The 24,817-nt window shown below is 46.4% G+C and carries 28 protein-coding genes; 11 read left to right on the forward strand and 17 right to left on the reverse strand.

Annotated features, from left to right (window positions below):
* Nucleotides 1–129 precede the first annotated feature (129 nt).
* Complete coding sequence (locus ACO0K1_RS10025; protein WP_423025319.1) at nt 130–999, forward strand: SIR2 family NAD-dependent protein deacylase; 870 nt, start codon at nt 130–132, stop codon at nt 997–999.
* Between the two features lie 249 nt (nt 1,000–1,248).
* Here the strand turns inward: ACO0K1_RS10025 and ACO0K1_RS10030 are convergent, their stop codons facing one another.
* Nucleotides 1,249–2,403, reverse strand: a complete 1,155-nt coding sequence (locus ACO0K1_RS10030) for an alpha-D-ribose 1-methylphosphonate 5-triphosphate diphosphatase (protein WP_423025235.1) — start codon at nt 2,401–2,403, stop codon at nt 1,249–1,251.
* A gap of 342 nt (nt 2,404–2,745) precedes the next feature.
* On the opposite strand from ACO0K1_RS10030, the gene ACO0K1_RS10035 reads away from it, so the two are divergent.
* The 5 genes from ACO0K1_RS10035 (at nt 2,746) to ACO0K1_RS10055 (ending at nt 6,870) form a co-directional block, all read left to right on the forward strand.
* On the forward strand, nt 2,746–3,630 hold the full coding sequence (locus tag ACO0K1_RS10035; RefSeq protein ID WP_423025237.1) for an amino acid ABC transporter substrate-binding protein: 885 nt from the start codon (nt 2,746–2,748) through the stop codon (nt 3,628–3,630).
* 10 nt (nt 3,631–3,640) lie between these two features.
* Nucleotides 3,641–4,342 (forward strand): DUF1045 domain-containing protein, encoded by a 702-nt coding sequence (locus ACO0K1_RS10040; protein ID WP_423025239.1) that lies wholly within the window; start codon nt 3,641–3,643, stop codon nt 4,340–4,342.
* Between the two features lie 82 nt (nt 4,343–4,424).
* Nucleotides 4,425–5,126: an alpha/beta fold hydrolase gene (locus tag ACO0K1_RS10045; protein WP_423025241.1), complete on the forward strand. Its 702-nt coding sequence runs from the start codon at nt 4,425–4,427 to the stop codon at nt 5,124–5,126.
* Nucleotides 5,127–5,503: 377 nt separating this feature from the next.
* The gene (locus ACO0K1_RS10050; protein ID WP_423025243.1) at nt 5,504–5,968 is read left to right on the forward strand and encodes a DUF2726 domain-containing protein; all 465 of its coding nucleotides are present in this window, start codon (nt 5,504–5,506) and stop codon (nt 5,966–5,968) included.
* 464 nt (nt 5,969–6,432) lie between these two features.
* A complete protein-coding gene (locus ACO0K1_RS10055) occupies nt 6,433–6,870 on the forward strand; it encodes a hypothetical protein (protein ID WP_423025245.1) in 438 nt (145 codons plus the stop codon).
* Between the two features lie 30 nt (nt 6,871–6,900).
* Here the strand turns inward: ACO0K1_RS10055 and ACO0K1_RS10060 are convergent, their stop codons facing one another.
* From ACO0K1_RS10060 to gpmA, 8 genes are all read right to left on the reverse strand, one after another.
* Nucleotides 6,901–7,161, reverse strand: coding sequence for a helix-turn-helix domain-containing protein (locus tag ACO0K1_RS10060; protein WP_423025247.1), 261 nt, complete (start codon nt 7,159–7,161; stop codon nt 6,901–6,903).
* Nucleotides 7,162–7,166: 5 nt separating this feature from the next.
* Nucleotides 7,167–7,760, reverse strand: coding sequence for a DUF2975 domain-containing protein (locus ACO0K1_RS10065; RefSeq protein ID WP_423025249.1), 594 nt, complete (start codon nt 7,758–7,760; stop codon nt 7,167–7,169).
* Between the two features lie 219 nt (nt 7,761–7,979).
* Nucleotides 7,980–8,768, reverse strand: coding sequence for a fused MFS/spermidine synthase (locus tag ACO0K1_RS10070; protein ID WP_423025251.1), 789 nt, complete (start codon nt 8,766–8,768; stop codon nt 7,980–7,982).
* Nucleotides 8,765–9,412, reverse strand: coding sequence for a glutathione S-transferase family protein (locus ACO0K1_RS10075; protein ID WP_423025253.1), 648 nt, complete (start codon nt 9,410–9,412; stop codon nt 8,765–8,767). The genes ACO0K1_RS10070 and ACO0K1_RS10075 overlap by 4 nt, the downstream gene beginning before the upstream one ends.
* 48 nt (nt 9,413–9,460) lie before the next feature.
* The gene (locus tag ACO0K1_RS10080) at nt 9,461–10,204 is read right to left on the reverse strand and encodes a HesA/MoeB/ThiF family protein (protein WP_423025255.1); all 744 of its coding nucleotides are present in this window, start codon (nt 10,202–10,204) and stop codon (nt 9,461–9,463) included.
* A gap of 204 nt (nt 10,205–10,408) precedes the next feature.
* The gene (locus ACO0K1_RS10085) at nt 10,409–11,899 is read right to left on the reverse strand and encodes a S41 family peptidase (protein ID WP_423025257.1); all 1,491 of its coding nucleotides are present in this window, start codon (nt 11,897–11,899) and stop codon (nt 10,409–10,411) included.
* 14 nt (nt 11,900–11,913) lie between these two features.
* A complete protein-coding gene (locus ACO0K1_RS10090) occupies nt 11,914–13,305 on the reverse strand; it encodes a peptidoglycan DD-metalloendopeptidase family protein (protein ID WP_423025259.1) in 1,392 nt (463 codons plus the stop codon).
* A gap of 6 nt (nt 13,306–13,311) precedes the next feature.
* The gene (gpmA, locus tag ACO0K1_RS10095; protein WP_423025261.1) at nt 13,312–14,058 is read right to left on the reverse strand and encodes a 2,3-diphosphoglycerate-dependent phosphoglycerate mutase; all 747 of its coding nucleotides are present in this window, start codon (nt 14,056–14,058) and stop codon (nt 13,312–13,314) included.
* Nucleotides 14,059–14,204: 146 nt separating this feature from the next.
* On the opposite strand from gpmA, the gene ACO0K1_RS10100 reads away from it, so the two are divergent.
* From ACO0K1_RS10100 to ACO0K1_RS10120, 5 genes are all read left to right on the forward strand, one after another.
* Nucleotides 14,205–14,606 carry a rhodanese-like domain-containing protein gene (locus ACO0K1_RS10100; protein WP_423025263.1) on the forward strand — a complete coding sequence of 134 codons (402 nt, stop codon included), beginning with the start codon at nt 14,205–14,207 and terminating at the stop codon, nt 14,604–14,606.
* Nucleotides 14,607–14,621: 15 nt separating this feature from the next.
* Entirely contained in the window at nt 14,622–14,912 is a 291-nt protein-coding gene (gene grxC, locus ACO0K1_RS10105; RefSeq protein ID WP_423025265.1) for a glutaredoxin 3, read from the forward strand.
* A gap of 404 nt (nt 14,913–15,316) precedes the next feature.
* Nucleotides 15,317–15,808 carry a protein-export chaperone SecB gene (gene secB, locus ACO0K1_RS10110; protein WP_423025267.1) on the forward strand — a complete coding sequence of 164 codons (492 nt, stop codon included), beginning with the start codon at nt 15,317–15,319 and terminating at the stop codon, nt 15,806–15,808.
* 71 nt (nt 15,809–15,879) lie between these two features.
* The gene (locus tag ACO0K1_RS10115; protein ID WP_423025269.1) at nt 15,880–16,329 is read left to right on the forward strand and encodes an SH3 domain-containing protein; all 450 of its coding nucleotides are present in this window, start codon (nt 15,880–15,882) and stop codon (nt 16,327–16,329) included.
* Between the two features lie 289 nt (nt 16,330–16,618).
* The gene (locus ACO0K1_RS10120; RefSeq protein WP_423025271.1) at nt 16,619–17,617 is read left to right on the forward strand and encodes an NAD(P)H-dependent glycerol-3-phosphate dehydrogenase; all 999 of its coding nucleotides are present in this window, start codon (nt 16,619–16,621) and stop codon (nt 17,615–17,617) included.
* An 18-nt stretch (nt 17,618–17,635) separates the two neighbouring features.
* Here the strand turns inward: ACO0K1_RS10120 and ACO0K1_RS10125 are convergent, their stop codons facing one another.
* The 8 genes from ACO0K1_RS10125 to ACO0K1_RS10160 form a co-directional block, all read right to left on the reverse strand.
* Nucleotides 17,636–17,848 carry a hypothetical protein gene (locus tag ACO0K1_RS10125; RefSeq protein WP_423025273.1) on the reverse strand — a complete coding sequence of 71 codons (213 nt, stop codon included), beginning with the start codon at nt 17,846–17,848 and terminating at the stop codon, nt 17,636–17,638.
* A 131-nt stretch (nt 17,849–17,979) separates the two neighbouring features.
* Nucleotides 17,980–18,489: a GAF domain-containing protein gene (locus ACO0K1_RS10130; protein WP_423025275.1), complete on the reverse strand. Its 510-nt coding sequence runs from the start codon at nt 18,487–18,489 to the stop codon at nt 17,980–17,982.
* A gap of 1 nt (nt 18,490) precedes the next feature.
* Nucleotides 18,491–18,757, reverse strand: a complete 267-nt coding sequence (locus ACO0K1_RS10135; protein ID WP_423025277.1) for a hypothetical protein — start codon at nt 18,755–18,757, stop codon at nt 18,491–18,493.
* Between the two features lie 68 nt (nt 18,758–18,825).
* Entirely contained in the window at nt 18,826–20,163 is a 1,338-nt protein-coding gene (gene hslU / locus ACO0K1_RS10140; RefSeq protein WP_423025279.1) for an ATP-dependent protease ATPase subunit HslU, read from the reverse strand.
* A gap of 133 nt (nt 20,164–20,296) precedes the next feature.
* On the reverse strand, nt 20,297–20,833 hold the full coding sequence (gene hslV / locus ACO0K1_RS10145) for an ATP-dependent protease subunit HslV (RefSeq protein WP_186884391.1): 537 nt from the start codon (nt 20,831–20,833) through the stop codon (nt 20,297–20,299).
* A gap of 118 nt (nt 20,834–20,951) precedes the next feature.
* Nucleotides 20,952–22,394, reverse strand: coding sequence for a hypothetical protein (locus tag ACO0K1_RS10150; RefSeq protein ID WP_423025281.1), 1,443 nt, complete (start codon nt 22,392–22,394; stop codon nt 20,952–20,954).
* A gap of 670 nt (nt 22,395–23,064) precedes the next feature.
* Nucleotides 23,065–23,469 carry an RNA polymerase-binding protein DksA gene (dksA, locus tag ACO0K1_RS10155; protein WP_423025321.1) on the reverse strand — a complete coding sequence of 135 codons (405 nt, stop codon included), beginning with the start codon at nt 23,467–23,469 and terminating at the stop codon, nt 23,065–23,067.
* A gap of 218 nt (nt 23,470–23,687) precedes the next feature.
* Nucleotides 23,688–24,767: a CobW family GTP-binding protein gene (locus ACO0K1_RS10160; RefSeq protein ID WP_423025283.1), complete on the reverse strand. Its 1,080-nt coding sequence runs from the start codon at nt 24,765–24,767 to the stop codon at nt 23,688–23,690.
* Nucleotides 24,768–24,817: the final 50 nt, after the last annotated feature.

Genomic DNA, 24,817 nt, shown 5'->3' on the forward strand with positions numbered 1-24,817 from the left:
TGTCTAGTTGTACCATTAGTGGCAAAGTGTTGTTAATTTACACTGGTGATGATGTTTAATCTCATTTCTGGCTCACTTTTACAGCGTTTTACAGCGTTTTACAGCGTTTTATTTACTGCTATCCCTCGTATGCTCTCTGAAAGCCAGTTACAACATGCGATCGAATTGATCGTGCAATCCGATGCCATCATTATTGCTGCTGGCGCTGGAATGGGCGTGGATTCTGGTTTACCGGATTTTCGAGGGAATGCTGGTTTTTGGAATGCTTACCCCGCTCTCGGTACAAGAAACATTCCATTTCACGAAATCGCCAGTCCTGCCGCCTTCCGGCGACGAGCACAAGAAGCCTGGGGATTTTATGGCCATAGACTTGCGCTCTATCGACGTACCGTGCCCCATGTAGGATTTCAGATATTGCTCGAATGGGCGAAAGCAAAACCCGCTGGGTACAGTGTTTTTACCAGCAATGTCGATGGTCAGTTTCAGTTGGCGGGATTTGACCCACAACGATTGAATGAATGTCACGGCTCTATTCATCAATTGCAATGTATGTTGCCTTGTGGCGATGCCATCTGGTCAGCACATCAATTTCATCCGCTTGTTGATGAAATACATTGTCAGCTGAAAAATGCGGCGCCACGCTGTCCTCGTTGCGATGGCATGGCTCGTCCGAATATCTTAATGTTTGACGATTGGGATTGGCTCGATCACTATCAGCAAGCTCAAGCCGCGCGACAAACACATTGGTTGGACACAGTGTCGCGTCCATTAGTCATAGAAATTGGGGCTGGCACGGCTATTCCGACTGTGCGCCATTTCAGTCAAAGAATTGTGCGTCAATATGGTGGGCGTTTGCTGCGCATTAACTTGCGTGAGTCACAGGTTGCCAGTCAACATGATCTGGGGCTCGCCGCTGGAGCAGTTGAGGCATTGACAGCGATTGAGCAGGCATTAAACGGTTATCTCTCAACGAAATCGCTCAATGAAATCGCTCAATGAAATCGATTAACGAAATCGATTAACGAAATCGATCAATGAAACTGATCAATGAAACTGATCAATGAAATCGATCAATGAAATCGATCAATGAAATCGATCAATGAAATCGATCAATGAAATCGATCAATGAAACTGATCAATGAAACTGATCAATGAATAAAGAGGGATGATTTGCATTTGCTACATCGAAGCACACTTTGAGGTGGACAATTTGTGACGTCGCAGACTGCGCTGGTCCAAACGATTTGATCAGGCGATCTGGCGTCCTTGTTTCCAGGCGCCGAGCACGACAGGAATACCTTGAAATAGTCTGACCCGCAAGAAATCGGCTCTGAGCCCGACCGCAATTTCACCGCGGTCGGTCAGTCCAATACGTTGAGCCGGATTGCGGCTGACCGTGGCGATCGCTTGTGGCAGGCTGTAGTTACTTTCTTGCAGTAGAAAGGCGCCGTGCAGCAAGCTTGCTGGCACATAATCTGATGATAAAATGTCGAGCAAGCCATGTCGAGCCAGCTCAGCGGCAGACACATTGCCAGAGTGCGAACGTCCTCTGACTGAATTTGGTGCACCCATCACAATCCCCAAACCATGTTGATGCGCACATTGTGCAGCGCTCAAGGTGGTTGGGAACTCAGAAATTCTGACGCCTTCTTTTACGCCTTCAAGGACGTGCTCTGGTGTCGTGTCATCATGTGTTGCGAGCGGAATTGGCGTTGAATTTTCCGCACAAAGTTGCATAATTTTTTTGCGGTTTGGTTCTACATAGCGCTGTTGCCGATCAGAAAAAATGGACAGCATCTCGTCGATTTTTTCGTCGCACCAACCATGTCTACCTGCTACTTGCGTACGGTATGCCCCCAAATCAGTCCATTGCCGTTGGCCAGGTGTGTGATCCATCAAGGACACCAATTTGAGTCGTGGATGGCGCGATAAAGGTGCAAATAAGGATGTTAAATTCTCTTCAGCCAATTCCAGACGTAAATGCAAATAGTGCTCAGCACGTAGTAAACCCGCATCTCGCGCTTCATCAAAGCCCTTGACGCACGAATGCAAGGTTTGCGTCCTTAAACTTTCCGGCTCCAGATCACCAACGGCAATCGCGTCCAATACGGTGGTAATACCAGCGCTGACGACTTGCGCATCATGTGCCAATATGGCGGAGGGAACTGGCCAACACACGCCGGGTCGCGGCATGAGATGTTTTTCCACATTGTCGGTATGCAACTCAACCAAACCAGGTAGTAGGTAGTCTCCCTGCCAGTCTGCACCAGATAAACCACCACTGCCTGGCGTTATTTGCTCGAATTCACCCCGAAGCACCGACAAACTGCCAGTAAATACCTGGTCAGCCGTCACAATACGGGCGTTACGGATAGAAAATTCAGAGTGGTCGTTAAAATGCATGAAGATTGCCTTAAGGAAACTAATTCAAGCAGCAGATTACCACGCCTGAGATGAAATTTTCTCATACCTTAATCGAAAGACGAAAAATTTTGTAAAATAAATAACTATCGTTTTTACAACATTCATTTAATTTTTAAAATTTTATTTCTTTAGCACAAAATCTTATTCACAAATTCTCACGAATTCACTCTTTTGTATTGAGGATAGGCTGTTAAATTAAATAAGGTAAATGATTTTTTATTTTTATTTTTTATGTTGGTTTTTTACTTTATCGTTTTTTAGCCTCGTTGTTGCATTACCGCTTGTGGTTTTGTGCTGCGTCAATTTCATCAGGGATACATCATGCGTTCTGTCGTTGTTGTTTTTTCTGCCGTCCTCAGCCTGTTGTGGTCTGTTGATTCCTTAGCTGGCGACAGTTTGGCAAAAATCCGCAAAACACAAACCTTGGTGGTTGGTGTCAGAGAAAGTCCCCCATTTGCGTTCTCAACGTCAAATAATGGTGCCATGGGTTATTCGATTGACTTGTGCCTGAAGGTGGCCGACGCGATTAAAAAGGAATTAAAGCTGCCTAACATGAAAGTACAGTTTTATCCGGTGGATTCGACGACACGTTTTAGTGCCTTGTTAGACGACAAAATTGATCTTGAATGTGGAAGTACGACGAATAACGCCGAGCGCCGTCAGAAATATGAATTTACCATACCGCATTTTTTCTCCAGCGTGAAAGCGATCGTCCGCACCGACAGCGGAATAAGAAATTGGAATCAATTTCGTAATCGCACTATTGTGACTACCAAAAGCACGACGACGGTCAAACTATTAACTGATCGCAATGATATTAATTCACTCAATATCAAACTGATCGAGGGTAACAGCGATCAAGAATCATTCAAAATGGTTGAAGACAATAAAGCCGACGCTTTTCCTATGGATGATGTGTTGCTCTATAGTCTGCGTGCAGATGCGAAAAAGCCAGACAATTTCATGATCATCGGTGATGCCTTATCGGTAGAGCCTTATTCCATTATGTTGCGCAAAGACGATCCCGCCTTTAAAAAAATTGTCGATACTGAAATGCTGCGCATCATCAACGATGGTGAGATTTATAAAATTTATGACCGTTGGTTTATGCGTCCGATCCCACCTAAAGGCTCGAACATGAACATGCCCATGGGATTTTTATTGCGCGATTCACTGCGTTTTCCAACCGACAAGGTCGGTAACTAACACTACACTCATGAGTCGTTACGCCCTTTATTTCGCCCCTGAACAACAAAGTAGATGGTGGCTGGCAGGGTGCCATTGGCTAGGCCGGGACCCTGCCAGTCCGCAGTCAATGACACAAATTCGAATCCCGACAGTCATGCCGAATGTTCTGCATCGATTGACTGCCGATGCGCGTCGTTATGGCTTTCATGCGACTTTAAAAGCACCATTTCGTTTGGCACAAGACTGTCAACTTGACGAATTGGAACGGGCATTGGAGGCGTTTTGTTTGCAACAAAGGCCGGTAGTGGTACCTTCGCCACAATTGGAATGGATGGGCGATTTTCTGGCACTTCGGCCCTCGGGTGATACAAAAATGCTGAATCAGCTTGCGATGCATTGCGTGAGTCATTTTGATTATTTGCGTGCCCCTCTCAAGCCTGAAGAGTTGGCACGACGTCAGCAACAGCAATTGAGTGCACGTCAACTCCGATTATTGCAACATTGGGGTTATCCTTATACGGAAGAAGAATACCGTTTTCATATGACGCTCACTGACGCACTCAATAATACGGACGCCACCACCGCAATTTTTCAGGCGGCTCAGAAACATTTTGATATCGGCGAGCCATTGATAATAAGTAGCATTGCCTTGTTCCATGAGGCTAACCCGGGAGATGAATTTACCCTGTTACGGCGCTATGCTTTCGCCAGTCCAGGATATGCTATTTGATCTGAACGTTTTACGTGCCATGCTTGGATGCATGACGAACATTCGAACCAATGAGTGTCTTAAGTGAAAGACGAACGTGACTGTGCCTGCCCAAAAGAAGCCGCCTATCGTACTGATTCCAGGGTTTATGTGCGATGCTACTTTATGGAAATTGATACGTCCCGAACTAGCGACATTAGGGCAAGTTCACTTAGCTGATCTCAATCATGGCGACACAGTTGAGGCAATGGCAGCGCGCACTATTGCCAATTTGCCCGATTCCTGCATCTTGATTGGTTTTTCTTTGGGCGGTTACGTTGCCCGTCGCATCGCTGTCTTGGCGGCACACAAAATCAATAAGCTGGTGTTACTCAACACTTCAGCGCGCGCTACAACAGTGGTAGAAATTCAGCGTCATCAGCAACAAATTAAGATGCTCAAGGAATATCCGTACAAGGGGCAAACCATGACGGCGCTGAAACGGGCATTGCATCCCGATAATAACGATGATGCGGCTTTGCTGACGCTGATGCAGAACATGTCCCTTAACTTGGGGCGCGAGGTTTTTATCCGACAGCTAGGCCTCATCCGCGAAGATGGACATGCTGATTTACGGCAAATCTTCTGTCCTACTCTCGTGGTCGCTAGCCGTCAGGATCAAATGCGAGATTTGAACGAAGCTGAAAATATCGTTGCAGCGTTACCACACGCTACATTTTGCATCCTGGAACAATGCGGCCACATGTCGCCTTTAGAAAAACCGCACGAATTAGCAGCGGTATTGAGAAATTTTATCTTGTCGTAGAGCTGCCCTGGCAGGGCGCGAACCTCTCACCACAACCGAGACGAATACGTTCACCTTGATCAAAACATTTTCGCAGTAAACGACTTCAACGCATGTTGGCCAGATCGTTTGTAACATTCAAAAATAACTGACTTTGCGCTGCTTGTGGTTCGACTTTAACATTGAAATTACGCGATTTTACGTCGACATTAATGACGTGCAGCAATGGATGAAAATTATTTTATTGCCTTTTTTATATTTATGCCTCACTATTGATTTTAATGTCAATATTTTAACTTTTTGCGAGGTGTTCAGTGAAGTTGCTCATCCTCATTCTGCTTGTTTTTATCTCCGCGTTGCTCGTTAGCGGATTTTTTAAAAAATCGAAACGCAAAAATATGGACCAAAAAGCGTGGCCCTATTACGTCAAACGACCCATGGGTGCGGCGGAGCAAGTCTTGTATTTTCGTCTGCAGAATGCACTTCCCGATCACATTATTCTTGCGCAGGTTCACGCTTCGCGCATTCTGAATGTAAAACCAGACTACGATTTTGACGAATGGCAACCGCGCATTCAGCATCTCAGTTTTGATTTTATTGTGTGTGAAAAAAATTTCAATGTGGTTGCTGCGATTGAGCTCGACGATGCCAGCCACAAACACGTCTCGCAACAAGAAATGGACGCGAAAAAAAATATGATTTGCAAGGATGCGGGTCTAAGGCTCATCCGCTGGCATGTCAAACTATTGCCAGATGAGGCTTCGATCGAAGCCGCGTTCAGTGAACCAACGATCACCAAAAATAATCCACCAAATCATGCCTATTATGAACAATTTGATCTGCTACTTGCTAGCGATGCCTGATCGTCGTGTGTTGGTTAAAGGCTTGTCATAATAAAAAATTCCCTGCTAAGCGTAGGCAATTGATGTTGTAAGCCTGAAGATATTGTCAACTTACGGAGGCTGGCAAAATATTGTAAGGTGGCGAGATCAAATTATGCCTACTCTATCGCGGCTTCTGTTATCCAGATGAAATCATCCGGCCATGCCCAGCGCTTCTTATTCGCTTATGGCCCGATCAACGACCGCAATCCGCTGTTACTGGCCTGAGGCTCATCATCATCAGTTAAAATAAAACTTGTTATGGATGACAGTTGCATCGATCATATTCAAATAAATACATTGTTTACGTTTGATGTTGGTATTCGATGCTTATCAGTGGTTTATTTGGGATGCAGTTCAATGCGTGGCTTTTTTCAAATAGCATCCAGTAGCGTATTCCATGCGAATACACATCAATAATTGCAGATCGCATCAATGGAGTTGATATGATGAAACGCGCCTTGCTTATTGGAACTCTCCTGGCAAGTTCGATCGCTGCCGCAAATGCGCAGGAACTTAAGCTTGGTCCCTTACGTGCCGATCATCCGCTGATCGGTGCCTGGAGAATTGAGCTGCCAGAGCTCGCATGTTACGAAGTCTATAACTTGCACTCCAACGGTACAAAACGCTCGGTCAGCGGCAAAGAGGTGAATGAATCGGTGTTTCAGATATCCGCTTATCCTAGCCGCCGCGGTTTCTATAAATGGGTAGATAAAATCGTCAAAAATAGCGGTTTATCTGACTGTACTGGCGAAAAAACACCAATCGGTGATGTTGCCGTCAACTACATTTACCTGCATCCGGATGGCACGCAGTTTCTACTTTGTACTCAAGAGAATCTCAATGAGTGCATAGGGCCATTTATTCGACAGGAAGTGATTTAAATTGCGATAGCGCGCTACTTTTTCGGTGCGCTATTCCTCGTCGCTGAGTTCTTTCTGATCTGTTGAACTCAAGCTTACCGGTGCGGTATCGGGTGAATAGGCGAGAATATCGCCGGGCTGGCACTCGAGGATTGCACAAATTTTTTCTAAGGTATCAAAGCGAATGGCCTTGGCTCTTCCGGTTTTTAGCACAGATAAATTTTGTGCCGTGATACCAACAATCGCAGCCAACGTATTGAGGCGCATTTTTCGCTGCGCCAATACAACATCGAGATTAACAATAATAGGCATGATAATTAAATAGTGAGTTCTGCTTCTTCATGGAGTTCAGTACCGATTTCTAAGGACCAGATAATCAATAAAGAAATGCCTACCCAAACCGTGTCGTCCAAGATATTGCAAAAAATGCGTACAAAATAATCGGCCTTACCGTCATGCCAAAATGCGACGCTACCTACTAAAATCACGAACTGGGTAACGTAACAAAATACGCTTCCAAAAAAGGCAATATTGAATGCCGAACGGGCATGTCTAACGGCTTTCTGATTGAATATTTCACCATTTGAAAAGCAAGTCAGTAACTGGTTTAGTTGCACCAACAAAAATTCCAGACCCGCAACAAGTGTCAATGTAGCCAGCATCAAAAAAACGCGAGCTTCAGTGGTAACGCCTTGTGCTTTTAGAGTATCCCAATATCCGTTGCTCATATTGATACTATTGAGTATGAGTTTGAATGTTGTCAGGTCGCCGGCGGGCAAATTAAACCACGTCACGCCTAGTGCGCCTAAACCAAACAGTGGAATTCCGCATATAAAAATTGCGTTGAAAACGTATAAATAAGAACTTACCTTACCAATAGCTGCAATACGCGAGTTAGAAGTTGTTTCCATGGTGACACTCCAAAATGAAATAGTGAGTGCTATTTTAGCCATTAAAAAACAAATATCAAGTATTTTTTATCGTTTTTCGATAATTAAATATTGAGAAAAATAAATTCTCGTAGGCTAATGCAAGCGTGATGCTTTTAAGCCGGGTCAAAATTGACGGTTACACCCGCTCTGTTCAAGTCGAAGGAAAGGCACATTTGTATTGTCGATACAGGTGATTGCTTAGTCAGCGCCTTCCATCCACGCTTTGAGGCCATTTACCCATTTTGCCGCCGGTAGCTTCATGGCGAGGCGGATTTCTGTGGCACGTTCGTAGAGTGCTTCAAAATCGACCGACGGCGCTTGTTTAAATGCGATCGCAACGGTGTTGGCGTCATGCACCATTGGTAACCAGACTACCGCATCAAAGGCTGATTCTAATGCCTCTAAATTGGCCGTGCAGTTGGCTTCGTAATTGTCTGGATTGCCAAATAAGTTGACGGTCAACATGCCGTCTGCAGTCAGGCAATCTGCGCACGCTTGATAAAATGCCGGGCTGCTCAGTGCCGGTGCTTCTGCAGCGGCATCGTATAAATCAACTTGTAAAATATCGAACTGATCATGGTTGTTACGATCGCATACAAAGTGCATGGCATCCATTTCTACCACCTGCAAACGTTCATCGTTGTCAGGTAATTTGAAATGCTGATGGCATGCTTTGATCACATTCGGATTGAGCTCAATTGCCGTCACTTTGGCATGCGGAAATTGCCGGTAACAAAACTTGGTTAATGCGGCGGCACCTAGCCCAAGTTGTCCAATGTGCCGTGGGTCTTTTTTGAACAGCAACCACATCATCATTTGCTGCACGTATTCTAGTTCGATTTGGTCTGGCATTGCCAACCGCATGGAGCCTTGAATTGCGTCGGATGACAGGTGTAAATTCCGCACACCAATAAATTCTGAAATACTGACCTCGGGGTGCGTCTGCGCAGCTTGATGAGCGCGGTACATCGTTATCGCTGGTTTCACGCCGATGTCACCTCAGGCCACGTGCTGAGTTCTTCAATCGCCTGCATTTTCTTCCAGCTTGGTCGTGCAGTGACTAAATGAGTTAGCTTATTCAAGCTTGGCCACGCGGTCGCTGGTTTAGGCATATTGCGCGACCAGCGCATCAGCATACACAACAATAAATCAGCGGCAGAAAATTGTGAGCCTAACAAATAAGGACCATGTTGCTTCAAGTGTGTATCGATATGATTAAAGATGTGTTCAATTTTATGTTGCAGGGCACGGCGCACCGGCTCTGGATGCTCAACAGAGCCAAGATCCTGGGGATAAAACCAGAAGCGAAACGTCGATTGCAAATCGTTGCTTAAATAAACGATCCATTGACGCCAGAGATCGTGTTCGACGCTACCATGTGCTGGCGCCAGACCGGCTTTCGGGTGATGTTCAGCTAACAACATTAAAATGGCAGCCGATTCAATATATGCCTGGCCATTTAATATCAGCGTCGGTACAACGCCATTTGGATTTAAGGCCAGATAGGCAGCATCTTTTTGCTGTTTGCTAGCGAAATCAAGCAATTTAAGTTCGTGTTTGGCACCAATTTCTAACAAGGCGACGTGCACCACCAGGCTGGCTGTGCTGGGAGAGTAATAGAGTGTGTACATAGTCGAATGTCGTTGTGGTTGTGTGGACTGGTAGGGAAGGGTGAAAAATTAGCTACACACCGGACATGCCGGATTTTTATTGATTTTTATTTGGGTCCATTCCATATTCATGGCATCAAGCATTAGCAAACGCCCGATGAGTGGTTGGCCGATCTTCATAATCAATTTGAGTGCTTCGGCGGCCTGCATCGTACCGATAATGCCAACCAAAGGTGCGAACACACCCATGCCAGAACAAAGTACTTCTTCAAATTGCTGTTGAGGCGGAAAAAGGCATGCGTAACAAGGAGCATTGCTATTGCGTTGATCAAATACGCTGATTTGACCATCAAAGCCAATTGCTGCACCGGAGACGAGCGGCACCCCAAACTTGATACAAGCGGCATTTACCGCATGACGGGTCACAAAATTATCACAACAATCAAGAACCACATCAGCGTCCTGCACCAACGCTTCTAGCCGCTGTCCATCTGCGCGTTCTTGTAGAGCGATAACGTGAATGTCGGGATTAATTTGCTGCAAACTTTGTTGTCCTGAGCGGACTTTAGTTTGTCCGACACGCTCCGTGGTATGGAGAATCTGCCGTTGCAGATTCGTCAAATCGACGGTGTCGTTGTCGACCAGAGTAATACGACCAACGCCAGCACTGGCCAGGTAAAGTGCTGCTGGCGAACCCAAACCACCCGCACCAATAATGAGGGCGCGCGCAGCATTGATTTTTTCTTGCCCTTCGATGCCGATATGCTCCAGCAAAATATGGCGTGAATAGCGCAGAAGTTGATTATCGTTCATCAGGTTGAGGTAGATTAAAAGTGACCATGAAGCGTCAAAATTTCGATCAATGGATCAATGGATCAATGGGTAAATAGACAATTAAATAGATAAATAAACTAATAAATAAACCAATAAATCGCAGGAACATTGTAGCAATCGAACGTGCCAGCATCATCGTAAAAAAGGCCGCTGGTGGGCGGCCTCTGGCATCTTGTAGGATGATTATTTTTTCTTTTCCGTATCAGGCTTTTCCGCTTTATCGGCCTTATCGGCTTTATTTCCGTCCTTATCGCCCTTTTCGCCCTCTTTATTCTCTCTCACCTCTTTTGGCTCAGTCACTTTCACTGGCAGGCCTTTCAGATGGTTCAATGCCTGTGCTAGCTGATAGTCATCCTTACTGCCGTATTCAAGTGGCTTACTTTTCTTCGCCAGCGCAATCAGGCGTTGCTCCTCTTCTAATTCATCGACTTTCGGGCGCGTTGCTTCTGCCTCTTTATCGTTGCTCAGATGTTTTTGCAAATCAGATTCACGGGTACGCAAGCTGTTAAAACCGTCACCCTCCGCGGTTTCTTCGACGTTAAAGTCAGGCACGATACCTTTGGCTTGAATCGAACGACCATTTGGCGTGTAATAGCGTGCTGTTGTCAGCTTGACTGCGGTATCTGCTGAGATCTGGCGGATGGTTTGTACGGAACCCTTACCAAAGCTTTGCGTGCCAATGATGGTCGCACGTTTGTAGTCTTGCAGCGCGCCGGCAACAATTTCAGAGGCAGAAGCCGATCCTGTATTAACCAATACAACCATCGGCACGTTTTTGATCGCTTCAGGCAATTTTGCTAATGGGTCACCAGAAGTGCGGCCAGTATAAAATTCGCGTTTGGCGTAGAACGTTGCCTTGGAATCAGGCAACTGGCCATTTGTTGAAACGACTGGCACATCTTTTGGCAAGAAGGCCGCCGCAACACCGACTGCGCCTGGTAACACGCCTCCTGGATCATTTCGCAAATCCAGTACCAAACCTTTAATGGAGGGGTCTTGGGCGTACAACATCTGGATTTTTTTCGCCATATCCTCAACCGTAGGCTCTTGGAATTGCGAAATACGCAACCAAGCATAACCAGGCTCAACGATCTTGGCTTTGACGCTTTGTTGTTTGATTAACTCACGCGTAATCGTCACAACAATCGGTTTGTCTTCGTTTTTACGGGCAATCGTTAACGTAATTTTGGTATTTGGCTCACCGCGCATTTTTTTGACAGCTTCGTCGAGTGTCAATCCTTTGACTGGCACCGAATCGAGACGGGTGATCAAATCGCCAGGCTTAAGGCCAGCGCGATAGGCGGGAGAGTCTTCAATCGGCGAGATGATTTTTACGTAACCGTCTTCCATGCCGACTTCAATCCCCAAACCGACAAATTTACCTTGCGTACCTTCTTTGAGTTCTTTAAATGCTTTTTTATCGAGATAGGCAGAATGCGGATCGAGCGAGCCGACCATGCCGGCGATCGCTTCTGACAACAGTTTGCTGTCGTCGACGGGTTCGACATAATCGGATTTAATTAAGCCGAATACATCGGCCAATTGACGCAGCTCTTCAACCGGGAGTGGGCTGGCGGCACTTTTTTGCGCCATTGCTGAAAATTGCATGGATGCTGCCACGCCAGCGACCATGCCCAGGCCGATTAAACTGAAATTCTTAAATTTGCTGCCCATGTTTCACCTAAAGCCTATTTAACGACGATCCAGTTCAGTGGATCAAATACCCGTCCCTGATGACGGATTTCAAAGTATAAACCTGATTGCTCATTACCGCCGCTGTTTCCGGCGCTGGCGATCACATCGCCAGTTTTGACCGTGTCGCCAACATGCTTCAACACGGCCTGATTATTACTGTACAAACTCCAGTATTGGTCGCCATGGTCCACAATAACCATGTTGCCGTAACCTTTATACCAATCAGCAAAAATTACCTTGCCGGTAGCGATTGCTTTTACTTCTGTGCCTTCGGTCGCTTTGATAAACAAGCCTTTCCAGCTAGGTCCATCACCTCGTTTAGTACCGAATCGCGCCAGAATTTCACCTTTTACGGGCAGGCGTAACTGACCTTTTAAATGCTCAAACTCACCGGCGGCAACTTCAATTCTGTTTTTCTGTGGAGGCTCATCGGCATCGATTGCATTTGGATTAGCTGTGTTGCCCGCCTTAACCGTGTTGTTCGTATTATTTGCGATTGTTGGTTTTTTCCCTGCTTTTTTATCCAACGCCGCTTGCTCGGCTTGTTTTGCTTTTTCTTTTTGCGCAGCCGCTACGCGTTCCTGACGTTGCTTTTCTTCCCGTTCAGCGCGTTCTTTGTCTGCTTTTGCCTGCTCTGCAATCAACAGATTTAAGCGTGAGACAAGATTACTCAGCCTTTGTTCATCTTTTTGTAGATTATCCGCTTGTTTTTTTTGTGCATATAGTTTGTCTGATAATTGACTCACCAATGTGGCGTGTTTTTTCTTTTCTTTGACTAATGCTTCTTTGTGTTGCTTTTGTTCTTCCGCGATATCGTCAAGATCTTGTTTGGCATCTTGCGCTTCCTGCGTGTTTTTCTCGACCGCTTGCAAGGTAGTACGCAAACCATCGATCATTTTCGCCTGGGTTTGCGAGACGTAACCCATGTATTGCAAATCACGGTTGATACGATTAGGGTCATCACCGGACAGCAACAATTTGATACGATCGCTGTCGCCGCGCATGTATTGACTGCGTAAAAATCTCGATAACTGCGATTTTTGTTTTTCGACCTGCGCTTTAAGCGCCAGTTGTTGCGCCAGTAATCGCTGTAATTTTTCTTCTGTCTGAATTTGTTCCTGCTGCAGGTCGCGCAAGGAACGGTCTGCCTCCGATATCGCCTGCTCTGATTCTGCCAATGCATCACTGGCGTGATCTTTGGCATTTTCGGTTTTGTTTATATCGTTTTTTAGTGCTTTTAATTTTTGTTGTAAATCTGCACGTGTTGCTTCCGCCTGGGCCTTTTGTTGGGTGCGTGCATTACTCGCACCCAGGCTCAGGCAGGCTGTGCCGCCAAACGACAGGCACAGCATGGCAGAAAAGAATAAGCGGGTTGATTTTTGCATTCAGGCTTATTTAGATTTGCCTTGGCTGGCAACCGCTTTAAGTGCCGCTTCAATGGCGGCCTGATCACCGAGGTAATAGTGCTTAATCGGTTTGAGATCGGCGTCGAGCTCGTAGACCAAAGGCTGACCATTTGGGATATTCAGATTGACGATATCGTCATCGCTGATGCCGTCGAGCATTTTGATGAGGGCCCGCAAACTGTTACCGTGGGCGGAGATTAAGACTTGTTTTCCGGCACGAATAGCAGGGGCGATGCTGTCATCCCACGCTGGCATGACCCGTGCAACCGTGTCTTTCAGACATTCAGTGACGGGAATTTGTGCGCGATCCAGACCAGCATAGCGCGGGTCATTGTATGACGTGCGATCATCATCTTGTGCCAATGGATTGGGTGGCGTGTCATAGCTACGACGCCATACCAGCACTTGCTCATCGCCATATTTAGCGGCCGTTTCTGCCTTGTTCAGACCTTGCAGTGCGCCATAGTGACGTTCGTTCAAACGCCAATCGTGCACGACTGGCAACCACATCAAATCCATCTCATCCAAAGTACCCCAGAGAGTACGAATGGCACGTTTCAGTACTGAGGTAAAAGCCAGATCAAACGTAAAACCAGCCTCTTTCAATAGTTTACCGGCTTGTGTAGCTTCCGCAACGCCTTTGGCTGTCAGGTCAACATCTGTCCACCCAGTGAAGCGATTATCGAGATTCCAGGTAGATTCGCCATGGCGCATTAAAACGATTTTATACATGATGGAGTCGTAAGGTAGTGGTTGATAATCTTAAAAATGCTGTATGAATATTAATAATTTAGTATTCATACGTTAAGTAATATGCGTAATCAGCATCTATTTTATAATGACGAGCTTCTGATAACCATTTTTACTACTGGAAAACTGTGAAATTCATTCTTGATAATATTTTTCTGATCGGTATTGCCCTGATTTCTGGTGGTGCTTTGTTGATCCCGATGTTGCAACGTCGTGGTGCCAAAGTGTCGCAATTTCAGGCAACTCAGTATATGAATCAAGGCAAAACGCTGGTCTTGGACGTGCGTAGTGTCGAGGAATTTGCTGAGGGACATTTACCAAACGCAAAGAATATTCCATTAGCTGACCTGAATAATCGTTTAAAAGAAATCGAAAAATCGAAAAATACGGTAGTCATTACCGTGTGTGCACAAGGCGTGCGTTCATCCAATGCTGCTGCGTTGTTGAGCAAAGCCGGTTTTGCCCAGGTGTTTAGCCTGGAAGGTGGCGTAGAAGCCTGGAAAACCCAGGGTATGCCTGTTGTTAAATAAGTAGGAGTAAAAGTGATGACCGATTCCATGACCGCCCCTGTAAATGCCCCAGTCCTGATGTATAGCACTGCGGTGTGCCCGTATTGCGTGATGGCTGAGCGCTTGCTGAAATCTAAAGGTGTCGAAGACATTGAAAAAGTCCGCGTTGATCTCGATCCTGCAGTGCGCGAGGCGATGATGGAAAAAACGGGACGTCGAACGGTGCCGCAGATCTACATTGGCGATACCCATGTGGGTGGTTTTGATGATTTATCCGCGCTGGACAGGGCCGGGAAACTGGATGGTTTATTGCATCCTGCAGCCTGACCACAGATTTGCAGCAAAAAAACGTCCGCACTGAAACATCGTTGCGACGAAGGATTATCACTTCGTACTTCCGTGTTTTTGCCGTGCTGGCGTTTTTTTTCGCCTTTTTTCTGGTTATTTTTGGATAAATTTCAGGATTTTGTTCGGACTTGCTCGGTAAATTGCTGTTTCGTGGGTCAACTTGCTACAATATGTCGGCGCGATCTTGAAATGGTCATAAATGGCCCTATCTGTCAGTTTCGCTGTTTATCGTCTTGCGGTGTTTTTCGGACTTTCACAAAATTGTTCCGGCAAGGTAAGGCGGCGAAGACAGTACGACTGTAAGGCTAGGAGCCATAACGCCGCGGGGGCGATTTTGCGTAAGTCCTCATTATTTAATCTTTTAGAATTTTAGAAAGTCTCACATGTCTGACGAAAATCTGCAGCCCGTATTCCAAATTCAACGCGTATATCTGAAAGATTTGTCGCTTGAACAGCCAAATTCTCCAGCGATTTTCCTGGAACAACAGGCTCCTGGTATCGAAGTATCCGTTGACGTTGGCTCTGAAAAGCTGGCTGACGGTATTTTCGAATCCACAGTAACAGTCACTGTTACCGCTAAAATCGGCGATAAAGTGGCATTCCTGGTTGAAGGCAAACAAGCTGGTATTTTCGAAGCACGCAATATCCCTGAAGATCAACTGGAACCGTTGTTGGGAATTGGTTGCCCTAACATCGTGTATCCATATCTGCGCTCCAACGTTGCAGATGCGATCACACGCGCTGGTTTCCCACCGATTCACTTGTCAGAAATCAATTTTGAAGCGTTTTATGCACAACGCTTGCAAATCGCCGCTGAACAAGCAAAATTGGCAGCAGATGGCGCGAACACACAAGCGCCGACAACTATCCAATAATATTCCGGTACCGGTCTGGTTCAACAAAGTCATCAATCTTAGTTGAACCGGGTTGGTTGGTGAAAGAGCCCATGCGTCGTTTGATTTCAACTTGCAGTCTTGGCTTAATGACTTTATTTGTTGGTGCCTCTGCACAAGCAATCGAGTTTCGATCTGTCGGTGCTTCGCCTGTCGTAATGTACGATGCGCCATCACTAAAAGGTGGCAAATTATACGTAGCGCCACGCGGTATGCCCCTCGAAGTCGTGTTCACGTCCGGCGCCTGGAGTAAAGTCCGGGATATGGCGGGCGATTTGAGCTGGGTTGAATCTAAAGATTTGATTACCCGTCGTAACCTGATGGTGCGGGTGACGAATGCAAAGATTCGCGAAGCAGCAGATGAGGCATCAGCATTGGTCTTTAGTGCCGATAAAAGTGTCTTGTTGGAGATGGCCGAACCGGCTGTTGGCGCGTGGGTGAAGGTCAAACACCGTGATGGGCAATTAGGATATGTGAAAGTCAATGAAGTGTGGGGACTGTAATTATTTTTCCCTGCATGATCAGACCAGATTCAAATAAAAAGGACAGCGCGCTGTCCTTTTTATTTGGGATTAGCAGAACTTTAGGCTAATTTAGACGTTAAATGGCGAGATGATTCGAGATACTCCCTTTGTTTGATGTATTTTATGACCAATTCTCCAGGTAACATAATGGATGTCAAAATATACTCATGGGAGTATGAAAATATCGAAAATATCGAAGTCATTCAAATGATTGCATGAAGATGATTTGAGACAATATGCAGTTAACTATCAACCACTGGGTAACACCATGAACATTAGCGTATTGGGCGCTGGCGCCTGGGGCACGGCAGTAGCGATTGCACTGACGGCAAAGAATAATGTCCTGTTATGGGGGCGCAATGCTGCCTCGATGCAACAAATTCAAGTGCAGCGAGAAAATATCGCCTATTTGCCCGGACATCCTCTGCCGTCAAATCTACAAATCAGCTCTGACTTTGACGCGGCTATGCACCATGCACGTGGTGAAAATGATCTGCTGGTCATTGCTACGTCGGTGTCTGGTCTGCGTCCGACGCTGATGGCATGCCAAGCGTTTAAACCAAAGAATGTGATTTGGTTGTGTAAGGGCTTTGAGGAGCAAACCCGCTTGTTGCCGCATCAGATTGCGCATGAATTGATGGGGGCTGATGTTCGTACTGGTGCTTTGTCAGGACCTTCGTTTGCGCAAGAAGTCGCGAAAGGCTTGCCTTGTGCGTTGACGATTGCTTCAGACTCAACAGAGTTATGCCAACTGGTGGTGCAAGCTTTGCATGTGAATGCGATGCGCGTCTATTCCAGCCAAGATTTGGTTGGGGTGGAAGTAGGCGGAGCGGTTAAAAATATTCTGGCAATTGCGACTGGGGTGGCGGATGGTCTCGGGTTGGGTTTGAACGCGCGCGCCGCCTTAATGACACGTGGGTTGGCAGAAATCAGTCGTCTTGGCGTCGCGCTAGGCGGTAAAGCAGAAACCTTAATGGGACTCACGGGTGTTGGTGATTTGATTTTGACTTGCACTGGTGATTTGTCACGTAATCGTAAAGTCGGTCTCGCTTTGGCACAAGGTAAAACGCTGGATGTGATTGTTCAAGAGCTAGGCCATGTCGCTGAAGGCGTCCGTTGTGCGCAGGCAGTACGTGCTTTGGCTGGCGAATTGGGTGTCGATATGCCGATAACTCATGCCGTTGCAGGTGTTTTATTCGATGGTATTTCCGCCTCGGACATGATTGCGCGTCTGTTATCGCGTGATGCGAAACAAGAAACTCGCTGAATGTATTTCTCGTTTGATTTAGTAATGACGTCGGTATTGCGGCGTCAGTAATACGGGCTGGATCACGCTCTCTGGTACATTTTGTTGTCTGAGAAACTCCATCGCTCGTATTTGTCCGAGTACCTGCTGATAATTGATCCCTATATCAACCAAAAAACGCGTGACGAGATCGCGGCGTCGTAACGGTTGGCAGTGCTTGCGCATCGCTTTACGGCGACAACAACCGGGCATGTTGCTCTCCTTGAGGAATGGATTTCAATAGTGTAGATGACGATGGCGCCTGGCGCCAGTCTGACTCTGACAAAAATGCCAGCGTGAAGGCTGGCATTATGTTTCATGGGTCAAATTGGTCGGTAATCCACTCAGGAAAAATCGGTCGCATCAACGAAGGCTGCGACCATGGCTTCGAGTCCTTGTTGATCTTCCAGGGTAAAACGCTGCAGACGTGGGCTATCAATATCGAACACCCCAAATAACACGCCATTTTTGATCACTGGAATAACGATTTCTGAATTCGATGCTGAATCACATGCGATGTGGCCAGGAAATGCGTGTACGTCTTCCACCAGAATCGTTTCACGCTGCGCCGCTGACGTGCCGCAAACCCCACGTTTGAATGGAATGCGGGCACAAGCAACCTTGCCTTGAAATGGTCCAACCAGCAGGTCCTGTGGGAATTCAGGTGTTGGATTTTTGGCTGTCGTCGTAAAATAAAACCCCGCCCAATTCAAGTCGCTGATGCTGTGGTACACCAACGCGGAAAACTGTGCTGCATTGGCGCTCAGATTCCGTTCTCCTTCTAAAATACTGGTCACTTGACGAGCCAGCAGTGCGTAGTCTGGCTTCTCGCTTGCGGCGGTGGTTTCAAACATATCAGTCCCTGTTGAGTTTGTTATTGGCGTCAGCATCGTCAGTGATGCCGGACATGGAATTTTGCTGATGTTGCTGATGTTGCTGATGTTGCTGATTTTGCTGACTCGGCAGGTTTGGTCGGTTTGGCTGGACGTCGCGCAACGGCTTTGGTTTAGCGTATGCCGCCACCGGATTTGCACCGCGTTGGTTTTTCAGACGCGCAGGCATTTGCGCCGGCTCAACCCGGAACTGCATCCGCTGGCGGGTCGCTAATGCTTTATTTGCCATTGTCGATCCCGCCCAGCCCACGCATCCCGCTCATCCAACTCATCCCGTTCATTTCATCAAGGCAGATTTTACAGCACGTAACGCGACAGATCTTCATTCACGGACAGTGCCTGCAAGCGTTGATCGACATACGCGGCGTCTATCGTTACCGTTTTTCCACTGTTTTGATGGGCGTCGAAAGAAATCTCTTCCAGTAATTTTTCCATCACAGTATACAAACGACGCGCACCGATGTTTTCTGTGGTCTCGTTGACGGAGTAGGCAATACCCGCGAGTCTTTCAACGCCTTCTGGTGTGAAGTCTACCGTCACGCCTTCCGTAGCCAGTAAAGCCTGATACTGGCGCGTCAGGCAAGCATCTGTGCCTGTCAAAATACGCTCAAAATCTGCCACCGACAACGATTCGAGCTCGACACGAATTGGGAACCGGCCTTGCAGCTCAGGAATCAGATCTGATGGTTTGGCAAAGTGGAACGCACCAGATGCGATAAACAAAATATGATCAGTTTTAATCATGCCGTATTTGGTATTGACGGTTGTGCCCTCTACCAATGGTAGCAAATCACGCTGTACGCCAGCGCGAGAGACTTCAGCACCACCGGCTTCCGAACGGGACGCGATTTTATCGATCTCATCCAGAAATACGATACCGTTTTGCTCAACGTTACGAATCGCTTCTTGTTTCAGATCTTCTTCATTCACCAGTTTGGCGGCTTCTTCTTCCGTCAGTAACTTCAATGCGTCTTTGATTTTCAGCTTACGTGCCTTTTTCTTGCCATTACCCATACCGGAGAACATGGTTTTGATCTGTTCGGTCATTTCTTCCATGCCGGGTGGCGCCATGATTTCCATATGCGTTACTGGCTCAGCGACTTCAATCTCAATTTCTTTGTCATCCATCGCACCTTCACGCAGGCGTTTGCGGAAAGTCTGACGCGTGGTGTTATCAGGTGGCGTCGTTTCGGTGTTTTCTGGATGGATACCAAAATCACGTGGCGGTGGCAACAGAATATCCAGGATGCGATCTTCTGCAGCATCTTCTGCACGCGCGCGGACTTTGCGGGTCGCGGCTTCGCGGGTTTGTTTGATGCCGATATCAACCAGGTCACGGATGATGGTGTCGACGTCGCGTCCTACGTAGCCTACTTCTGTAAATTTCGTCGCTTCAATCTTAATAAACGGCGCATCGGCTAATTTAGCGAGACGGCGGGCGATTTCTGTTTTACCAACGCCAGTCGGGCCAATCATCAGAATATTCTTTGGGGTGATTTCGTGACGCAGCGGCTCTTGCACCTGCTGACGACGCCAACGGTTACGCAACGCAATAGCGACTGCGCGTTTGGCTTTAGCCTGACCGACAACGTGTTTGTCGAGTTCAGAAACGATCTCTTGGGGCGTCATGTTCATAGTTATTCCTCTCTTTTTCCCTGCTTATCCCGCTCAACTCTGGTGGCGGGAAGGGATATGTCATTATCAATGCTGGCACTCGATTTCTTAGATGTGCCTGGTTTGCACGGCGACTAGTTGCAGTGGCCTGAAGTTATTCCAGTGTCTCAATGGTGTGCGACAAATTGGTGTAGATACACAATTCTCCCGCAATAGTCAGTGATTTTTTAACAATCTCCACTGGCGATAAATCGGTATTCTCAAACAAGGCAATCGCTGCGGATTGCGCAAACGTACCACCGGAGCCAATAGCGCCAATGCCCTGATTTGGTTCGAGGACGTCGCCGTTGCCGGTAATGACCAAGGTGGTGTCTTTATCAGCAACGAGCAACATGGCCTCCAGGCGGCGTAGCATGCGGTCAGTGCGCCAGTCTTTGGCTAACTCGACGGATGCACGCATCAGGTGCCCCTGGTGTTTTTCCAGTTTGGATTCGAAACGTTCGATGAGAGTGAACGCATCCGCAGTACCACCAGCAAAACCCGCTAAGACTTTGTTGTGATACAACTTGCGTACTTTACGCGCGGTGCCTTTCATGACGATATTACCAAGAGTGACCTGACCATCGCCACCAAGAGCGACCACATTGCCGCGTCGTACCGTCAGAATTGTTGTGCCGTGAAATTGTTCCATAGTTACCTCATGCATGTTTGAAACTTGCATTTGTTTTATGGAAACAAATGCAAGGGGCTTGTGCTAGCTGCACAAGCGGGCTTCAACGAAAATGGGGCGTTTCTGAAAAATTACAAGATTAGTGTTTGCGCAGTGTAATACTGGCAATATTTTTTAGGCCCATGGCGTTGAAGAGCATCATCACCAGGTAATTGACATCGCGGAATTCGATCGTCATCCCGCGTTTTGCCGCGATCGGCGCCAAGCCATTGAGCAATTCAGCAGACGCGCTGAATTCAACACGTTCTAGCTTAGAACAATCCAAAATCAAGGGATTCAAATTTTCCGCTTTGGCAGTGATCTGATTAATGAGCGGTGCGATCTTGCCCTCGATCGCTGTTGGCATCATAAATCGGTCAGTGTAACCATCGTCTTCTGCTGTCTGAATCTCTGGGAACGAGCTGGTGACGTTGATTTTTGGGACTTCGAAGGACGGCGGGGATACTTCAAAAGTAATACAGTAATCCATGCTCGCCTCTTCAAAGGCGCGTTCAAATTGCAATAATTGCAAAATTTCAAGCAATAACAGCCATGGCGCTTCAGTTTCATCCCGCCGACCAACCTGAATGATAGCGCGGATTTTTTCGGCCAGTTCCTGTGCGCCAATGAGCATTAGATCGTGGTTGGTTTTCTTTAAATTTTTCAAAGTGCGCAATAACAAGCCGCAGCCAATCGGATTAACGCTCTGAATGCGACTGAAGTCCAGGCTCAAGGTCTGACTGTTTGCACTGACTTGCTGCAATTTTTCAAGAATTTTAACGATCCCCGCATCCAATTTTGCTTGAAATAGGATGGTAGGTCTGGCGTTTTTTGTTTGTACCAATGTATCCGTATTAACGAACGCACTGGTTTCTGGCCATAGCGGTGGCGAGGTTTCAAAATGGTTCGCATAGTCGAGAGATAAACTTTCGAACATATGCTGATTATTGGTAATCCGATACAAATCAAATAACATTTGCCAACCAATTTCGGTGGCAGAGCTGAGGTTTTGATGGTGCACCGCTGCCGTGAGCATTTGTTCTGCAACTTCTGTTTGGCCACTCGCAAATAGAATGGCCGCTTCTTCAAGAACGGGTACCGACTCGCTATACGCCACTGCCGAACTCGACATTTCAGAATATTGTCCAAGCAAATAGTCCGTTGGCATTGTCATTGGCAATGTCGTCTGAAATTCAACGGCTGAGGTGCGTCGTTCTATTGGTTGTGTGTGTTGCGTGAGGTCATACCGGGTGTGTTCGCTATACCTGTCGATCACTTTGGGAACATCCAGTTTAGTGACAGCAACGGGGTGCGATTTACCGATGTCGCGTGACATTTCAAATTCGATAGCGTCAATTTTGCGCTCAGTGGCACGTGCAATATGTCGTTGGGCAATAATCGAATTGGTAAAAATATCGCTTTCTTGGAAGCCAGTGATGACCGTATTGGTCGATTTTGAGCGAGTTTTTCTGGCAGAAGATTTCTCAGTGGAGTGATCTTCTTTCCTGCCACCTTTTTTACCAAAAAGAGAAAAAATCCCCACTTTATTCCCGAATGAATTGACGTTGAAAAAACGACAGTAAACTGACAAGGTTTAAGTATATTCTGATTTAAGAACGAATAGTTGCGCCGAGAAACAAGCTTTAACCTTTTTTTAGGCGTAAAAAAGATAAAGTTGCCAAGCGGAATTAAAAAGTGCGAGATATTGGCCGATATGTCGGAATTTATATCGATTTACGCGTAAAAATACGGAAAACACCTTCTCGGCATCTCGTTAATTTCAATTGAGTAACAAGTTAAATTAACAATTAGTAACAGAATTGCAAGTGAAAAATTCTGTTTCTCGACTTATCTATTGAATTTTTCCAACAGTTTCAGGCTGTATTTACATTTTAACGTCAGCGTCTCATCGCGTTAAATTACCTGTAATTACCTGCAGCGGATGCAATGTAAGTGATTTAAGACGGTGCTTATTGTCAATGAACGACAATCAACGAAAAAAAAGCGTGCTGTAAAAGCACGCTTTTATGTTTTTTTATCTCACTAATCAAAATCTGCTTCTCACAGATTTGCCCGCCGTTATCTTGGCTGCATACCTTTTAAATATGTTAACGATAAAAGGCAAACATGCAGTCCACAAAGGGTTTGTGGGAAATAGTCGTGTCACATAGTAGCAACGACAGAAGCGACGACCTTAGCGAGATAAAACGGTATTAATCGCCGTAAAGTTTTTGTTTCATTTCGCGTCGTTGTTGTGCTTCCAGTGATAAGGTTGCAGTAGGGCGAGCTAATAAACGTGGCACACCAATAGGTTCGCCAGTTTCTTCACACCAACCGTAATCACCATCATCGATGCTGGAGATCGCTTGCTGAACTTTTTTCAGCAATTTACGTTCACGATCACGAGTACGCAATTCTAAGGCGTGCTCTTCTTCGATCGTTGCACGGTCTGCCGGATCAGGCACCAGCACAGTTTCACGAAGATGCTCGGTCGTCTCATCGGCATTCTTCAATAAATCCTTTTCAAGCTGCTGCAAACGGGCCTTGAAAAATGCCAGTTGTGCAGCGTTCATATAATCCTGCTCTCCCATCGCGAGGATTTGAGCCTCGGTGAGCAGAGCTTCGGGGGCGCTGACTGTAGCAGTCGATTTAGGTGATTTAGTTGCCACTTCGCTTACTTTCGATACAACGGGTTAATACGTAGAAAATATCTAAAATAAATTTAAAAGAATCATTCATTTTAGTAAATTATCCTCCCCTTACTGATAAAGACCAGCGCATTAAAATGCTTGTCACTTGTCCAACAGACAATACCTATTATCAGTAGCCCAATAGTTTATACTAAACAATGCTCCAAGCCTTGAATAAATATGTCTTTTGGGAGATTTTTACCAATAAATACAATTTTACTTTCTTTTAATTCACTATCTCCCCACTTTGCACCGATATCTGTGCCCATAATTTGGTGAACTCCCTGGAAAATAACTTTCCTGTCGGCGTTCTGCATATACAACACACCCTTATAACGCAACATTCGGGGGCCAAAAACCTGGACTAATCCACCCAAAAACTCGTCTAATTGGCCCGTATTGAAGGGACGAGCACTTTTGAAGACAAACGCTGCGATGTCGTCGGTGTGCTGTGAGTGGTGGTGGTTTTGGTGTTCATGTCCGTGATGGTGGTGTTCATGCTCGCACTCAGTGCCACAGTGTTCGTGATCGTGACCGTGATCATGCTCATGCGCGTGGTCGGCTTCTTCGGCGCGTAAAAAGTCGGGATCGAGATCAAGTTTGGCGTTTAGATTGAAGCCTTTGAGATCTAATACTTCGGCAATGGCGATTTTTCCAAAATCAACAGCAGAAATCGGTGCACGAGGGTTCATGCGCGTGAGTCGGGTACGTAATGCACTGACCTCGCCGGCATCGACCAGGTCTGTTTTGGAAAGCAGGATTTTGTCTGCAAAACCGACTTGACGTTGCGCTTCTTCGTGGGTGTCGAGCTGTTGCATTCCATGTCGCGCATCGACCACTGTAACGACTGCATCCAACATGTAATAGGTGCCAACTTCTTCATCGACAAAAAACGTCTGCGCTACGGGGCCTGGGTTGGCGAGTCCTGTGGTTTCGATAATGACGTGGTCAAAATCGAATTTACCCTCATTCTTTTGCTGTATTAATTTGCTGAGCGCAATAATCAGGTCGCCACGGACAGTGCAACAGATACACCCATTATTCATTTCAATAATTTGTTCGTTGCTGTCTTGTACCAGAATTTCATTGTCGATATTTTCCTGGCCAAATTCATTTTCAATCACGGCGATTTTGAAGCCATGATTTTCTTGCAGGATGCGATTTAGAAGCGTCGTTTTGCCTGCGCCTAAAAAGCCAGTGAGGATGGTGGTTGGTATCAATGCCATGGTACGTTGTCTTAAGGTTGAATACGGTCTAAAAAATGGACTAGCGATCT

It is taken from the genome of Undibacterium sp. SXout20W (assembly GCF_049340285.1).
In the GTDB taxonomy this organism is placed as follows: Bacteria; Pseudomonadota; Gammaproteobacteria; order Burkholderiales; family Burkholderiaceae_D; genus Undibacterium.